Source organism: Actinoallomurus liliacearum (assembly GCF_039542035.1).
Taxonomy (GTDB): domain Bacteria; phylum Actinomycetota; class Actinomycetes; order Streptosporangiales; family Streptosporangiaceae; genus Actinoallomurus; species Actinoallomurus liliacearum.
On record NZ_BAABHJ010000008.1, the window covers coordinates 510,348 to 525,957 of the forward strand.

At 71.9% G+C, this 15,610-nt stretch carries 15 protein-coding genes; 7 read left to right on the plus strand and 8 right to left on the minus strand.

The annotated features are described in order from the left end of the window. Positions 1-71: 71 nt before the first annotated feature. The 4 genes from ABD978_RS17095 (at position 72) to ABD978_RS17110 (ending at position 3,731) form a co-directional block, all read left to right on the plus strand. The gene (locus ABD978_RS17095; protein WP_345354690.1) at positions 72-674 is read left to right on the plus strand and encodes a 5-formyltetrahydrofolate cyclo-ligase; all 603 of its coding nucleotides are present in this window, start codon (positions 72-74) and stop codon (positions 672-674) included. A gap of 64 nt (positions 675-738) precedes the next feature. Then, positions 739-1,716: an NAD(P)-dependent oxidoreductase gene (locus ABD978_RS17100; protein ID WP_345354692.1), complete on the plus strand. Its 978-nt coding sequence runs from the start codon at positions 739-741 to the stop codon at positions 1,714-1,716. Between the two features lie 110 nt (positions 1,717-1,826). Continuing rightward, positions 1,827-3,308, plus strand: a complete 1,482-nt coding sequence (locus ABD978_RS17105) for a potassium/proton antiporter (protein ID WP_345354694.1) — start codon at positions 1,827-1,829, stop codon at positions 3,306-3,308. 96 nt (positions 3,309-3,404) lie between these two features. Next, the gene (locus tag ABD978_RS17110) at positions 3,405-3,731 is read left to right on the plus strand and encodes an FmdB family zinc ribbon protein (protein ID WP_345354695.1); all 327 of its coding nucleotides are present in this window, start codon (positions 3,405-3,407) and stop codon (positions 3,729-3,731) included. A 141-nt stretch (positions 3,732-3,872) separates the two neighbouring features. Here ABD978_RS17110 and ABD978_RS17115 read toward each other — a convergent pair whose 3' ends face one another. Then, complete coding sequence (locus ABD978_RS17115; protein WP_345354696.1) at positions 3,873-5,966, minus strand: MMPL family transporter; 2,094 nt, start codon at positions 5,964-5,966, stop codon at positions 3,873-3,875. Positions 5,967-6,151: 185 nt separating this feature from the next. Between ABD978_RS17115 and ABD978_RS17120 the strand changes: the two genes are divergently transcribed. Together ABD978_RS17120 and ABD978_RS17125 are read left to right on the plus strand one after the other, a co-directional pair. Next, positions 6,152-6,949: an S-methyl-5'-thioadenosine phosphorylase gene (locus tag ABD978_RS17120; protein WP_345354697.1), complete on the plus strand. Its 798-nt coding sequence runs from the start codon at positions 6,152-6,154 to the stop codon at positions 6,947-6,949. A gap of 119 nt (positions 6,950-7,068) precedes the next feature. After that, complete coding sequence (locus tag ABD978_RS17125; RefSeq protein ID WP_345354698.1) at positions 7,069-7,650, plus strand: SAF domain-containing protein; 582 nt, start codon at positions 7,069-7,071, stop codon at positions 7,648-7,650. Positions 7,651-7,880: 230 nt separating this feature from the next. On the opposite strand, the gene ABD978_RS17130 is transcribed toward ABD978_RS17125, so the two are convergent. After that, entirely contained in the window at positions 7,881-8,936 is a 1,056-nt protein-coding gene (locus tag ABD978_RS17130; protein WP_345354700.1) for a D-alanyl-D-alanine carboxypeptidase family protein, read from the minus strand. 88 nt (positions 8,937-9,024) lie between these two features. Continuing rightward, positions 9,025-9,420: a hypothetical protein gene (locus ABD978_RS17135; protein ID WP_345354702.1), complete on the minus strand. Its 396-nt coding sequence runs from the start codon at positions 9,418-9,420 to the stop codon at positions 9,025-9,027. Between the two features lie 191 nt (positions 9,421-9,611). Between ABD978_RS17135 and ABD978_RS17140 the strand changes: the two genes are divergently transcribed. Then, positions 9,612-10,766, plus strand: a complete 1,155-nt coding sequence (locus tag ABD978_RS17140) for an ADP-ribosylglycohydrolase family protein (protein WP_345354703.1) — start codon at positions 9,612-9,614, stop codon at positions 10,764-10,766. A 149-nt stretch (positions 10,767-10,915) separates the two neighbouring features. On the opposite strand, the gene ABD978_RS17145 is transcribed toward ABD978_RS17140, so the two are convergent. The 5 genes from ABD978_RS17145 to ABD978_RS17165 form a co-directional block, all read right to left on the minus strand. Next, entirely contained in the window at positions 10,916-12,166 is a 1,251-nt protein-coding gene (locus ABD978_RS17145) for a cytochrome P450 (RefSeq protein ID WP_345354710.1), read from the minus strand. Further along, positions 12,166-12,774, minus strand: coding sequence for a GTP-binding protein (locus tag ABD978_RS17150; RefSeq protein ID WP_345354712.1), 609 nt, complete (start codon positions 12,772-12,774; stop codon positions 12,166-12,168). The genes ABD978_RS17145 and ABD978_RS17150 overlap by 1 nt, the downstream gene beginning before the upstream one ends. Beyond that, positions 12,755-13,114: a DUF742 domain-containing protein gene (locus ABD978_RS17155; protein ID WP_345354714.1), complete on the minus strand. Its 360-nt coding sequence runs from the start codon at positions 13,112-13,114 to the stop codon at positions 12,755-12,757. Before ABD978_RS17155 ends, ABD978_RS17150 begins: the two co-directional genes overlap by 20 nt. Beyond that, entirely contained in the window at positions 13,111-13,524 is a 414-nt protein-coding gene (locus ABD978_RS17160; protein WP_345354716.1) for a roadblock/LC7 domain-containing protein, read from the minus strand. Before ABD978_RS17160 ends, ABD978_RS17155 begins: the two co-directional genes overlap by 4 nt. Positions 13,525-13,625: 101 nt before the next feature. Then, positions 13,626-15,146, minus strand: a complete 1,521-nt coding sequence (locus ABD978_RS17165; protein ID WP_345354718.1) for an ATP-binding protein — start codon at positions 15,144-15,146, stop codon at positions 13,626-13,628. Positions 15,147-15,610: the final 464 nt, after the last annotated feature.

Sequence of the window (15,610 nt, forward strand, 5' to 3'; positions counted from 1 at the left end):
CGCGAACGGTCCCCCCTTGCGTCGCGCATTCGAAGGGGATTCTCACTCCGGTTTCACGTGACAATAGACACGTGCGCGACATCACCGAGGAGAAGACGGCCCTGCGTTCGGACCTGCTGGCGGCCCGCGCCCGCCTCACCCCGGACGAACGCACCGCCGCCGGGCGGCTGTTGCGCGACACCGTGCTGACGCTGCCGGAGGCGGAGATGGCGGGCACCGTCGCCGCGTACGTCTCGGTCGGCACCGAGCCGGCCACCCAGAGCCTGCTGTTCGCGCTGTGGAAGCGCGGCACGTACGTCCTCGTTCCTCGGCTGCTCCCGGACCGCGACCTCGACTGGGCCTCCTACGAGGGCCCCGACTCGCTGCGGCCGGGACCGTACGGCCTGCTGGAGCCGACCGAGCCGACGCGCGGTCCGGAGGCGATCCGCAGCGCCGACATCGTCATCGTCCCCGCGCTGGCGGTGTCGTCGACCGGCGTGCGCCTCGGGCGCGGCGGCGGCTCGTACGACCGGGCGCTGACCCGCGTCGCCCCCGGCATCCTGACGATCGCGCCGGTCTACGACACCGAGCTGGTCGCCTCCCTGCCCGCCGAAGCACATGACCTGCCCGTACGCGCGGCGGTCACCCCGTCGGGCGGCCTGGTCAGGTTCGCCCCGCCCGGGGCCGAGACATGAGTGCGCGAAGCGCGCGAATCGTCAGCGCGGCGCGTCCGGTCGCTCCTCCGACGAAGGAGGGCTCGTGAGCGGGGCGGGCTGGCGGCTGCTGGCGCTGCCGCCGCTGGGTCCGGACCTGATCCATCACGTGTTCGACCCGCTCGCCGAGGTCGTCGTGCCCGCCGAGCGGAGTCGCGATGCCCTGCACGCGGCGCTGGCCGACGCGGAGCTGGTCGTCGGCGACTTCACCGGCGGGCTGTCGCTCGACGCCGCCGCCGTGGCGGCCGCCCCGCGCCTGGCGTTCGTGCAGATGCCGTCGGTCGGGGTGGACAGCCTCGACCTGGACGCGCTGACCGCCGCCGGGGTGGCGGTGGCCAACACCGCCGGCGCGAACGCCCGTTCGGTGGCCGAGTGGGCCCTGGCCGCCGCGCTGGACCTGTCCCGGCAGCTGTCGTGGGCGGACCGGCGCATGCGGGAGGGCGGCTGGCCGCAGTTGGAGACGGCCGCCCGCGGTTCGGACGAGCTGGCGAACCGCCGGGTCGGCGTGCTCGGCATGGGCGCGATCGGCGCGGAGGTCATGCGGCTGTTCGAGGCGCTGGGCTGCCGGGTCGCGTACTGGTCGCGGCGGCGCCGGGACACCGGCGTCTACCAGGAGCTGGACGACCTGCTCGCCGGCTCGGACATCCTCGTCGTCTGCCTGCCGCGCACACCGGAGACCGTCGGGCTGCTGGACTCCCGGCGGCTGGCGCTGCTGCCCCGGGGCGCGTTCCTGATCAATGTCGCGCGCGGCGGGATCGCGCCGGACGACGCCGTGCTCGCCGCGCTCGACGGCGGTGGGCTGGCCGGAGCGGCGCTCGACGTGTACGACGACGAGCCGCTGCCCGCCGACCATCCGCTCCGGCGGCACGAGAGCGTCCTGCTCTCTCCGCACGCGGCCGGCGCGACCCGACAGTCGCAGCTCAACATCATCACCGCCGTGGTCGACAACATACGGGCCGCGGTCGAGGGCCGACCGGTGACGAACGTCGTCAACGGAGTCGACCCGCTGATCCGCCATCGCTGATCCGCTACCGCTGATCCGCCACCGCTGATCCGACCTTCCCCGTCCAGCGCGGCGGCGCTCCGCCGTCGCCGGTGACGGATTGTGAGAAAGTCCTGTTCAAGGGGGTGTGGGTGAAACTCGACCTGTGGCTGCTGCTCGGCTCGATCGTGGTCATCGTGGCGATCGTGGCCGTCCGACTGGCCCACCGCAGCGGGCTCCCCAGTCTGCTGCTGTACTTGGCGTTCGGCCTGGTGCTGGGCGAGGCGGGGTTCGGCATCCGGTTCGACGACATGCTGGTCGCCGAGACACTGGGTCTGGCGGCGCTGGTGCTCATCCTGGCCGAAGGCGGACTCACCACCCGCTGGTCGGCCGTACGGGGGGCCGTCGCGGCCGCCCTCTCGCTGGCCGTCGCCGGCACCGCGGTCAGCATCGCGGTGGTCGCGGCGGTGGCGCACTGGCTGGTGGGCATCGATTGGCGCCTCGCCCTGCTGCTGGGCGCGGTGCTCGCCCCGACGGACGCCGCGGCGGTGTTCTCCGTGCTGCGGCGGCTGCCGTTGCCCGCCCGCCTGACCGGCATCCTGGAGGCCGAGTCCGGGTTCAACGACGCGCCGGTCGTCATCCTCGTCGCCGCTCTCAGTGCGAAACACGTGGAGTCGCCGCTGCTGATGGCGGGTGAGCTGGTCTACGAGCTCGTCGTGGGAGCGGCGATCGGCCTCCTGGTCGGCTGGCTCGGCGCGCACGCCCTGCGCCGGGCGGCGCTGCCCGCGTCCGGCCTGTACCCGATCGCGGTGCTGTCGCTCACCGTCGGCGCGTACGGCGCGGCGTCCGTCGCGCACACCAGTGGGTTCATGGCGACCTACCTGGCGGCCCTCGTGCTGGGCAACAGCCGGCTGCCGCACCGCCCGGCCACCCGCGGGTTCGCCGAGGGTCTGGCCCTGCTGGCGCAGATCGGGCTGTTCATCATGCTCGGGCTGCTGGCGTCTCCGGATGAGCTGCCGGCGCAGGTCGGCGCGGCGTTGATCTGCGGGTTCGCCCTGGTGCTGGTGGCGCGGCCGCTGTCGGTCCTGGTGTCCACGCCGTTCTTCGGGCTCGATCTGCGTGCGAAGACGTTCCTGTCGTGGGCCGGGCTGCGCGGCGCCGTGCCGATCGTGCTGGCCACGATTCCGGTGACGGCCGGGCTGCCCGGTGCGGAGGCGCTGTTCGCGCAGGTGTTCATCATCGTCGTGGTGTTCACCCTGCTGCAGGGGCCGACGTTGTCCTCGCTCGCGCGCCTCCTGCGGGTGACCGTCCCCGACCGCGCCCGGGAGATCGACGTCGAGGCCGCCCCGCTGGAGGAGCTGCACGCCGACCTGCTGGAGATCCGGATCCCGCCGGACTCCCGGCTCAACAACGTGGAGATCTTCGAGCTGCGGCTGCCCGAGGGCGCGGTAATCACGCTGGTCGTCCGGGACGGACACAGCTTCGTGCCGGGCCCCGACACCGCCCTGCAGGCGGGCGACGAGCTGCTGGTCGTCGCCACGAGCGCCGCCCGGCCCGCCGCCGAACGCCGGCTGCGCGCCGTCAGCCGGCGCGGGAAGCTGGCCGGCTGGTACGGCGAGCACGGCGATCAGTGAACGTGTGCGGCGGGAATCATTCGGCGCCCGGTAGCATTAGCAGTCACTGAGTGAGAGTGCCAGCCCCCGAGGGCTGTGTACAGCTAGGAGGAACTCGTGCCGACGTATCAGTACGCGTGCACCGAATGCGGTGAGCCTCTGGAGGTCGTGCAGAAGTTCAGCGACGACCCGCTGACCGAGTGCCCCGCATGCGGCGGGCGTCTGCGCAAGGTGTTCTCCGCGGCGGCGATCGTGTTCAGGGGATCGGGCTTCTACCGCACCGACAGCCGCAGTGGTTCGAGCACCTCGACCAGCGGCTCGGCGAAGAAGAGCGAGCCCGCCAAGACCGAGGCGAAGAAGGACACCTCGTCCTCGTCGTCCTCCGACTCTTCTTCGGGCTCGTCCGGTTCTTCCGGCGGTTCCTCCGGCGAGAAGGTCGCCTGACCCTCCGAAGATGACGGGGGCCGTCACGGTGCCGGTTCCGGCGGGCACTCGGTCCATGACGACGTGCGCGACGGGCTCCCCGCCCGGTCGGGGAGCCCGTCGCGCCCTGTACTCAGCGGGCCTGTGATCAGCGCCCCGTGATCAGCGCACGGCCTGCGGCATCGGCCGTCGGTCCGGCTCGGCGGCCGCGTCCCCCGCGAGACGGCCCGGCCACCAGATGCGCTTCCCGATGTCGTACGTCAGGGCCGGGACGAGCAGCGACCGGATCAGCAGGCTGTCGAGCAGCACGCCGAACGCGACCGCGAACGCCATCTCCACCGTGCCCGTCACCGGCAGGGTCGCCAGCCCCGCGAACGTCGCGGCCAGCACGACCCCGGCCGAGGTGATCACACCGCCGGTGACGGTGAGGCCGCGCAGGACGCCGCGCCGCGTGCCCAGCCGCTGCGACTCCTCCCGCACCCGGGTCATGAGGAAGATGTTGTAGTCGACACCGAGCGCGACCAGGAAGATGAAGATCTCCAGCGGGAAGCTGGAGTCGGCGCCCTCGAAGCCGAACACGTGGGTGAACACCAGCCCGCACACGCCGAGTGACGCGGCGAACGACAACACCACCGTCGCCATCAGCAGCAGCGGCGCGACCAGGGCCCGCAGCAGCAGGACCAGGATGACGAACACGACGGCCAGGACGATCGGGATGATCACCTTGTTGTCGTGCGCGGCGGCGCGCTGCGTGTCGAGGTTGATGGCGGTGGTCCCGCTGACCATCGCCCCCAGGGGATGCACCGCGGCGCGCAGCCGGTCGACCGTGTCGCGGGCGGCGCCGGTGTCCGCCGCGCTGGACAGGGTCGCGTCGTACTGCTCGTAGTCGCCCGCGGCCACCGGTGCGCTCACCGCGGACACGCCGGGCGTACGGGCGATCGTGGCGCGCAGGTCTGCGTTGCGCGGGCCGATGACGACCGCCGGGCTGCCGGTGCCGGCCGGGAAGTGCCGGGCCAGCGCCCGCTCGCCCACGACCGAGTCAGGGGTGCCGACGAACTGTCCGGCGTTCGATACCGGTCCGGTCTTCAGCGACAGGACGCCGAACGCCAGGGCGGCCAGCACCAGCACGCCGCCGATCGAGATGATCCGCGGCCGGGCGCTGACGAACCCCGCGACGCGGGCCCAGACGCCGTGCTCCTTCTCCACCGCGTCGGGCTCGTCGACGTACCGGACGTCGAACCGCGGCACGATCGGCCAGAAGACGCCGCGCGGCAGCGCCACGAGCAGGGCGGGCAGCAGCGTGGTCATGGCGATCAGCGCACAGACGATGCCGACCGCCGCGACCGGGCCGAGGCCGCTGGTGGAGTTGAGCTCGGCGACGACCAGGCACAGCAGCGCGATCGTCACGGTGGCGGCGCTGGCGAGGACCGCGGGCCCCGCGCGGCGCAGCGCGATCCGCATGGCCTCGTGCTTGTCCTCGTGCCGGTGCAGCTCCTCCCGGTAGCGGGCGATCAGCAGCAGCGCGTAGTCCGTTCCGGCGCCGAACACCAGGACCGCCAGGATCGCGGTGCTCTGGCTGTTGACCGTGAGACCCGCCTTGGCGAGCAGGTAGACCAGTCCCTGGGACAGCATGTACGCCGAACCGGCCGACACCAGCGGCACGACCCACAGGAACGGGCTGCGGTACGTCACCAGCAGCATGACGATCACGACGGCCAGGGTGACGATCAGGAGGGTGCCGTCGACCGTCATGAAGACCCCGATCAGGTCGGACATCGTGCCGCCCGGACCGGTGACGCGGACGTCGAGCCCGGCCGGCGGCCCGCGTTCGACCACCTTGCGTAGCTCGTCGATCGACTTGAGGACGACGTCCCCGTCACCGCTGACCGGGACGACGAGCTGCATCGCCTCACCGTCCCTGGAGGTGATCGGCCCCGTGACCGACGCGACGTGCGAGACGCCCTTCAGCTCCACGGCCGCCGCCCGCGCGAACGCCAGGTCCTGTGGGGTGACGCCGCCACGCCGCTCGTACGACACGAGCGTGACGGTCCCGTCCTCGTGGTGCAGCTTCTGCTGCAGCTTGATGACCTTGGTCGCCTCGGCCCCGCCGGGCAGGTAGGCCTCGGCGCTGTTCTTCGTGACGCCCTGCAGTCTGCCCCCGAGCGCGCCGCCGATCATCAGCAGGATCAGCCAGGCGACGAGGACGACCCACTTGGTACGGCGGCCGGCGGGAACACCGGCCAGTCGGCTCGGCATGGTTCACCTTCCTGGAAACGCGTGATATCTCTCTATCGCAGAGAAGATATTACGCGTCTCTCGCGCTGACAAGACATATCTCGACTCCGATATCGATCCGTGGCCAGGTGGCCGGAGCGCGCGTTGTCCACAGGTTCGGAGGGCGGTCTCGCGGCACGTCGCGGCGGCCGACTAGGGTCCGGCTCATGCATGCAGAGATCGGCGTGATCGGTGGGTCCGGCTTCTACTCCTTCCTCGACGACGTGGAGGAGATCGAGGTGCCCACCCCTTACGGCCCACCCAGCGACACCATCGCCCTGACCACGGTGGCCGGCCGCCGGGTCGCGTTCCTGCCCCGGCACGGCCGCGACCACCGCTATCCGCCGCACAAGATCCCCTATCGGGCGAACCTCTGGGCCCTGCGTTCCCTCGGGGTCCGCCAGGTCATCGCCCCGAGCGCCGTCGGTTCGCTCGCCCCGGCGTACGGCCCCGGCACCCTCGCCATCCCCGACCAGCTCATCGACCGCACCAGCGGCCGCGCGCAGACCTACTACGACGACGGCGCCGTGCACCTGTCCTTCGCCGATCCCTACTGCCCGCGCGGCCGCCACACCGCGCTGGAGGCCGCCCGCGCGGCGGAATGGCAGCCGGTCGACGGCGGGACGCTCGTCGTCATCGAGGGGCCGCGCTTCTCCACCCGCGCCGAGTCCCGCTGGTACGCCGCCCAGGGCTGGACCCTCGTCGGCATGACCGGGCACCCCGAGGCCGTCCTCGCCCGCGAGCTGGCGCTGTGCTACATCCCGGCCTGTCTGGTCACCGACCTCGACGCCGGCATCGAGGAGGGCGAGGGCGTCACCCACGAGGAGGTGCTCCGCGTCTTCGCGCAGAACGTCGACCGGCTGCGCGACCTCGTCATCGACATCATCGGCACCCTGCCCGCCGACCGCGACTGCCCCTGCCCGCACGCCCTGGACGGACTCGAGGTCCCCATCGAACTCCCTTGACGCCCCCGCCCGCCCGCACACCCCGGGCGGGCCCCAGGCCCCATCGAGCTCCCTGACCACCCCGCCCATTCCCTCGGAGCGCCCATGACCGCCGTGACCCCGCCGCCGGAACGACGACGATGAGGGCGACGCTGAGCCGGCACCGCCGTCTGCTCGCCGCCGTGCTGGCGGCCGCGGCGGCGGCGTTCGGCCTCGCTGCCGCACGGCCCCACCAGCGCGGAGTGCCGGTCCTCATCGCCGCTCACGACCTGCCCGGCGGCACGATTCTGTCCGCCGCCGACGTCGGGATCCGCACCCTGCCGGCCCGCGCCGTGCCCGACGGGGCCGTCCGCCGGGCTGCGGGACGCACGCTGGCCGGGCCCGTGCGGCGGGGCGAGCCACTGACCGACGTGCGGCTGCGCGGCGGCACGCTGCTCGACGACGCGGAGCCCGGCACGGTGGCGACGCCGGTACGCCTCGCCGACGCCTCCGTCGTACGGCTGCTGCACGCCGGCGACCGCGTGGACATCCTGGCCGCGCGCGCCGAGGGTCCGCTGCCGGCCCGCACGGTCGCGGCGGCGGTCCCGGTCGTCGCGGTGCCCCGGCCGGGTCCCGACACCGACGAGGGGGCGCTCGTCGTGCTGCGCACCGGCCGCACCCAAGCCGCGGCCATCGCCCGCGCCGCCGTCGACTCCCGCCTATCGGTCACCATCGTCGGCTAGACCGCTTCCCACCACCGGCCGCACCTGACCGTCCCACGGCGCCCATCGCCGGTCACCCACGGTCCCGCTCACCACGCCGACCGCCCGACCCGAGCCGAACCAACCTGCCCCGCCTGACCTGAGCCGGCCCACCCGACCCGACCTCAGCCGCTGAGCCGAGGCGTCGACGGGGCCCGCTGGGTCGATTTGATCCGTGCGTGAGGATCGCCCGCCGCGTCGCGCGGAGGGGGTCAGTCGCTGGAGTCGGGGGTGTTCTCCTTGGTGTACTCCCAGTGCCACGGCTCGAAGGGGCTGCTGTAGGCCCATGCCGGGTGGAAGAACTCGTACTTCTTGGAATTCGCCTGGAGCCAGTTGAACTGCGCGGAGCCCTGGCTCTGCACACCGCCGCACAGGTCCACGGCGGTGCCCCAGCCGTGGTTGCTGTGCCCCGGCACCGCCGCCATGCCGGGCCGATCGGCGTAGATCCGCTGCTGCTCGGCGAGGGGGCGGTAGGAGTCGGTGAGGCACATCTGGGTGCCGAAGTGCTCCTTGTAGGCGGTGTTCAGCTTGTAGAAGGCCAGCGCGGCGTCGGCGCGGAGCTGCCGGCCGGGCTGCGGCAGCGGGCAGAGGTAGCGCGCGGGGATGAGCCCGTTGGGGAACTTCCGGGCTTCGGCGACCAGGCTCTTCTGGCAGGTGAGCTGCAGTCGGGTGGTGGGGTCGAGCTTCTTCAGGGCGGCGGTGAGCTGGGCGGTGAGACGCGCGGCGCGCGCTTTCAGCGCGTTCATCTCCTGCTGCAGCTTCGCCTCCTCGACCGCGTTGTTCGACTGCAGCTCCTGCGCCGACGCGGCGAGCTGCTCGCGCTGGTTCTGCAGGCGGCCGGCCTTGTCGATGAGGGACTTCTGGTCGTTGGTGAGCATCGTCAGGTCGGTCGCGGCGGCCAGCGCCCGGTCAGGGTCGTTGCCCCCGATCAGGGCGGGAACGCCCATGACGCCCGGCTGCTTGTACGCGTTGGCGGCCAGTTGGGCCAGCGGCTCTCGGATCTTGTTGAGCTCGGCGTTGGCGGTGCCGAGATCCGCGAGCGTGCTCTTGAGCTTGTCCTCGGAGGCGGTGAGCTGCTTCTTGCGCGCCTCCCACGCCTTGGTGGCCTTGGAGAGCTCGTTCTTGGCCTTGTCGGCCTGCTTGCGAAGGGCCTGAACGCTGTCGGCCGACGGCGACTGGGCGGCCGACGACTCATTCGCGCTGGACGTCAGCAAGAGCACGACCGCCGCGATCGCCGCGATCAGCGCCGCTGACCGAGTGCTTGGCACGCGGAGATCCTCCGGGGGACTGGCGAACTATGTGCGGCGGGACGACGGTACTACAGGTAAGCGTGTGCTTCGTGCTCTGTTCGTGACCTCACGGGCGGGCGTGACCGCCGCGGCGTCGTTTGCACAGGTCCCACATCCACGGCCACTTCTTCAGCTCCGGCGGGCACTTGGTGCTCTCGGAGGGGGACGGGGCCGTGGTGCGGGTCGGCCGGGGCCGGGCACGCGCGCTGCGCGACGCGCTGGTGGACGCGGAGGCCGTGGAGGCGGACGTCGGCGCGGGCCGGGCGCTGCGCGAGGCGACGATCTCGCCGAGGGCCCGCTCGGTCCGTTCGACGGTGCCCGAGTCCTCGTCGTGCGCTCGCGCGGACGGCGTCGCGACGGCCGCCCGGGACTGCGAACGGTCGCCCTTTCCGCCGCCGCCGACGGCGAGGAGACCGCCGATGATGAGGGCCGGCACGATGATGAGGACGGCGAGGAGCGTCACGCCTCGACGGAACGGCGTCCGCTCGAACCATCCCGCCAGGCGGCTCGCGACGGTAGCGCGTGGCTTGTCCGTTGCGTCCTCAAATAGGCCATTCACGGGAGCAGAGTAGCGACAAGAAACGCTCCTAGTAGTCGGAACCGAGCGACACGTGGCGACGGAGTCCGGATCCGGCCCCTGGCAGACTTACCGGCGTGGGCGATCGCATGACATTCCCGGATCCGGACCGCATGCTGGGCTGCCTGCTGGGCGGCGCGATAGGCGACGCGCTCGGCGCACCGATCGAGGGCCGGCCGATCGCGGAGATCCGCGCGAAGCACGGCGCCGCGGGGCTGACCGAGTACAGCGACGCGCGGGTGCGGGCGGGCGCCGTCACCGACGACACCCAGATGACGCTGTTCACCGCCGAGGCGCTGATCCAGGCGTCGATCCGCGAGCGGAGCAAGGGCATCGGCGGGGCGGCGCCCGGTCTGCTCCAGGCCGCGTACCTGCAGTGGCTGCGCACGCAGGGCGAGGAGTTCCCCGATCAGGACTTCGGCGGCGGCTGGCTGTTCGCCCAGCCGGAGATGCACGAGCGGCGGGGCCCCGGCAAGACCTGCCTGAGCGCCCTGCACACGATCGCCGCCCGGCGGCGTCCGTACGTCCCGGTGGGCGGCATCGAGGAGCCCATCAACGACTCGAAGGGCTGCGGCGGCGTCATGCGTGCGGCGCCGGCGGGCTTCCCCTTCTCCCCGCGCGTCCCGGGGGGCGTCGCCGACTGCCGCCGCGCGGCGTTCGCGATGGGCGCCACGTCCGCCGCCCTGACGCACGGCCATCCGAGCGGATACCTCTCGGCGGGGGTGCTGGCCGCGACGGTCTGGGGCCTGCTGCGCGGCGCGGACCTGGCCGACGCGCTCGACGCCGCCCGTACGGTGCTGGAGTCGTACGCGGGGCACGAGGAGACCTCGGCGTCGCTCGACGCGGCGGTGGCGCTGGCCCGGGACGGCGCGGCGCTCACGCCCGAGCGGCTGGAGACGCTCGGCGGCGGCTGGACCGGCGAGGAGGCCCTGGCCATCGGGGTGTGCGCCGCGCTGGCCGTACGGGACGGCGCGCCCGCCGACGTCGTACGGCGGGCGCTGCGGCTCGCGGTGAACCACTCCGGGGACAGCGACTCCACCGGCTCGATCTGCGGCAACCTGCTGGGCGCGCGGTACGGCACGGCGGCGCTGCCCGGCCACTGGCAGGCGGGCGTCGAACTGCGGCGCGTCATCGTCCAGATCGCCGCGGACGCCGCGCTGGAGTTCGGCCCGGACGCGCCGACCGACCCGACGACCGATGACGTGCCGATGAGCTGGCACACTCGCGCCTGAACGGACGCGGCCGGTACGGCCGCGCCGAACCCGGTACGGGGCGCGAGCCCGACCCCCGATCGGGGTCGGGCGGCGGGTCGGCTGCGTGGACCGGAGTCAGCGCCGGGTGCCGGATCCAGCACGCTCCGGGGCACCGAGGATGCCGTGGATCATGGCCGGGCGACGGATACCGGGGAGAATTTGACGGGCAGCGAGAGCAGACCCCGAATCTGGAACGACGACCGCCACGTCAGGTCCTCGGGGGACACCGCGAGGACCACGTCCGGAATACGGTCGAGAAGCACCTCCACGGCGGTCCGGGCGATGACCTCCGCGAGCTCCGGCGCCGGGTGCGGGCAGCCGTGGCTGCCGTGCGCGAAGGACAGGTGCGCGTTGTTGTCCGGCACACCGGTCCCGGCGGGCCGGACGTATGGGTCGGCGTTCGCGCCGGCCAGGCCGAGAAGGAGCGCGTCACCGGCCTGGATGCGCCGCCCGCCGAGCTGCGTGTCGCGGGTGGCCCACCGCCCGAGGCTGCCCTGCACCGGGATGTTCTCCCACATCACCTCGTTGAGCGCCTGGCTGACGCTACGGCGCCCGCCGGAGAGGGTGAGGGAGAACCGGTCGTCGGTCAGCATCAACTGGAGGGCGTTGCCGATCCAGTTCGCCGTCGGCTCCTGGGCCGCGACCGTGAGGAGGATGATGTCGAACAACAGCTCCTCGTCGGTCAGGGCCGCCGGGTGGGCCAGCATCCGCGAGGTGACATCCGGGCCCGGCTCCGCGCGCTTCGCCTTGATGAGGCGCTGCATCGTGGCCGCGATCCGCTCGTAGGCCGGGATGGCCGCCTCGCCGCCGTCGAGGGAGGTGACGACATCGCGTGCGGTGTTGTCCACGTCGGCCATCGGGATGCCGATGATCTGGGCGATGGCCATGACCGGCATCGAGTAGGCGTACTGCGTCATGAGCTCGGCCTCGCCCCTGCCGGCGAAGTCGTCGATCAGCGCGTCGGCGATCTCCTCGCACCGGGTCCGCAGCTCGAACTGGTCGACCCCGGACATGGCGTCGCTGATGGCGTCGACCCGGCGCTGGTGCTCGGGTCCCTCGCCGAAGAGCACCGACGGCTGGTACGACGTGTACTGGATGAGCGGCCAGTCCGACGGGATGTTCGGCCACTGGTTCCAGATGCGGGGGTCGCGGGCGAACAGCTGCGGATCGCTGAAGAGCTGGTGCAGCTCCCGGTAGCCGATCACGAGCCAGGCGAAGATGTCGCCTTCGAGCAGCGCCGGCACGACGGGGCCGTGCGTCTCCCGCAGCTCCCGGTACAGCTCGGCGGGGTTCTCCTGGTAGCGCGGCCCGTACAGCGGGACCGCGTCCGGATGCTCCTCGAGCGCCGACGGCCCGGTCTCCGGCGGCTGCTGAGTCATCAATTACCTTCCTGCTGAGCCGTGGACAGCGAGTACAGGTGGTTCACGAGCGTGATCAGCACCTTCTTGCTCGAATCGCGCTCACGGGCGTCGCATTCGATCAGCGGGATGTCTTCGGACAGGTCGAGCGCCGTCCGGATGTCCTCCAGCTTGTGCGCCGGCCCGCCGAAGTCGTTGCGGGCGACGATGAACGGCATCCCGTGGTGCTCAAGACGGTCGATGGCGTACCAGGAGTCCTGGACCCGCCGGGTGTCGACGAGCACGACCGCCCCGAGGGTGCCGGAGAACAGCCGGTCCCACAGGAACCAGAACCGCTGCTGACCCGGGGCGCCGAACAGGTACAGCACCATCTGGTCGTTCAGACTGATCCGCCCGAAGTCGAACGCCACCGTCGTGGTCGTCTTGTCCTGAACGCCGGCCGCGTTGTCGATCCCGACGCCGGCGCGGGTCATGACCTCTTCGGTGCTGAGCGGGCGGATCTCGCTGACCGACCGGACCATGGTCGTCTTGCCGACACCGAAGCCACCGACGATGACGATCTTCAGTGCGTTGCTGGCGGTGCTCCGCAGCGGCGCGCTGGTGACCCGGTCAGAGCTTTTCAAGTCCAAGGAGCACCTGCTTCAGGATGTCGGGTTCGGGGAGTTTGGTCTTCGCGGGTGCCACCGTCGGATGACGTGCGGTGATCCGGCCGGTGTCGAGCAGGTCGCACAGCAGGATCTTCACCACGCTGACCGGCAGCCCGAGTTCGGCGGCGATCTCCACGACCGCCATCGGATTCGTGCACATCTGAAGAATTTTCACGTGCTCGGACTGCATGCCCGGCGCGGGATCGCATTCGCTGACGATCAGGGAGACGATGTCGATCGAGCTCTCGTCCACCCGGCTGCGGCCACCGGTGACGATGTACAGCCGGTCCGGGTCCTCTCTGTCGACAGACCGGGACGTCATCGGGAGGCACTGCCCTGCTGCCGGGGCTGCGCGACCAGGTACTCACCGAGCTGCTCGACCAGCTCGTGCATGTTGTGGCCGATCACGCCCACGTCGGCGTCCTCACCGGCGATGAGGGCCAGGTGGGCGCCCTCCCCCGCCTCGACGATGAACAGCAGTCCGCCGTGGAACTCGGTCATGGACTGGCGGAGGCCGCCGGATCCGTCGCCGAACTCCGCGGAGGCGCCGTAGGACAGGCTCTGGATGCCCGAGGCGATCGCGGCGAGTTGGTCGGCCTGGTCAACGCTCAGCCCGTACGTGTGGCAGAGCTTCAACCCGTCCTTGGACAGGACGAGGGCGTGCCGGCTCTCCGGAGTCCTCTCGAGAAGGTTCTCCAGCAGCCAGTCGAGGTCGCGATCTGTGGTCTTCATGGTTGGTGCGGGGCGGTGATCCGGGCGTGGGCGCCGGAGATTCGTCCCCTGCCTCCAATCTGTTGTCTTGTCATTCCAGCCTGGCAGGGTGAGCGACGCGTTCAGCTCTCATCCGTCTCGGGGGCGGGCGCGTCACCGCTCTCGCGCTTGCGGCGACCGGCCTCCCGGAAGGCTCTGAACCTCGCTCCGGGGTCGGTCGCGGGCCTTTCGGCCCGGGGCTTGGGCTCATCGGACGCCCGGGCGGTGGCCGCCGCCAGCGTCTGGCCTCTCCGTCGTCTGGGCAGCCCGCCGATCATCTCATCGCCGCCCGGGACGGTCTCGCCGCCGGTCTCAGGGAGATGGGGCGGCTCCGTCGCCGGGTCGGCGGTCTCCTCGGTGACCGGCGCGTCGGCGGGCGCCACGCTCGTGGCCTCCACCGTGGCGACCACACCCCGCTCGGGAGCCGCGGTCCGGGTGGCCGCGTCCGCCCGGGCGCTCTCGGTACGGCGGGCGTCCAGGCCCACGACGCGGGCCCCGCTCGGTACGGCGGCCGGCCCCGGCTGGGTGATCAGCGACCTCGGGATCATGACGACGACTCCGGTGCCGCCGCGGGAGGACGGCCGGAAGGAGACCGTGAGGCCGTGCTTACGGGCAAGGCAGCCCACCACCGCGAGGCCGAGCCGCGTACCGGACAACGAGGTCAGGTCGAGCTCCTGGGAGGAGACCGCCCGCTCCGCGCGCTCCAGCGCGGCGGCGCTCATCGCCAGGCCGCCGTCCTCGATCGTGACCACGACGCCCGCGTGCACCTCTTCGACGTAGACGTGCACCTCTTCGGACGGCGGGGAGAAGCTCGTCGCGTTGTCCATCAGTTCGGCCAGCGCGTGCATGACGCCTTCGGCGGCGTAGCCCGCGACCGCGACGGCGCTGGTGGAGTGGACCCGGACGCGCTGGTAGGCGCTGATCCGGCCGACCGCGCCGCGCAGGATGCTCTCCATCACGATCGGCTTGGTCCAGCGTCGTCCGGATCGGGCGCCGGTGAGCACGGCGATGCTGTCGGCCAGGCGACCGGCCTGTGCCGTCGTGTGGTCGAGCTTGAGCAGGTCGCCGAGGACCGCCTCGTCGTGCTCGTTCTCCATCTCGCGGAGATCGGCGAGCATGCTGGTGGCGAGGGCCTGGACGCGACCGGCGGCGTTCGCGCAGACCGACATGGCGGCGGCGCGCATGCGCTCTCCCCGGGCGACCTCGTCGACGAGGACGCGGAGGATCCGCCGGTACGCGGCGTCGGCGGGCTGTTCGATCGAGGACATCGCCGTGTCGCCGGACGCCCCGTCGCGCAGCCGCTTCACGACCGCGGGCAGAGTGGTGTCGGCGAGCCGGGTGACCTCCGACTCCATCTCCGCGAGACGGTCGCGGAGGATGCGTGCGGTCTGGAATCCGTAGGCCGCGAACGACAGCGCGGCGCACAGGACGAGCGCCGCCACCCCGGTGCAGGCGGCGACGAGCCCGCGATCCGTGGCGGGAACCGCGGCCGTCACCCCCAGGCAGACGCCGCCGGTGACCACCACCGCGGCCAGCAGGACGAGTAGGGCCCGGTCCATCGGCGGGCGCTCGGCCCGCTGGTGGGTAGGAACGTGTGCTGACATCAATCAGGTCCTCGTCGGCGGTTGGAGCAAAGAACGGAGTCTTCCGGAGCCGTGGGCGAGCCGTCCCCGCGTGGGGTGCAGGACCGCGCTAGGGAATGGCCGATAAATCGGTGTGCGCGCACCGTTCGACGCGGTGGACGGTGAAGTCCTCGGCCGAGGGCCGCCGGACGAACCGCAGAGAACGACAGAAACTAAGGAGGATTCGCCTCCGCCGATCCGCGCGGTCGTACGTCTCTATCTCGATCCCTCGCCTCAGCCGAGATGTGCACTTTGGGGCCCGGCAGTGACCAGGCCGCGTATGGGACGCAGATAGTAGTCGCTCGGTAGTTGCAGCGGAACGTTTTGTCGCTTTTCAGGGACATTCCACGCTTTGCCCGGCCGTTCGGCGGCGGAAGACCCGGCTCGGCACCGACCCGTGATCGCCGTCCTCGCGCAAGCACGCGAGGTTCCTGATCGTCTTCGCA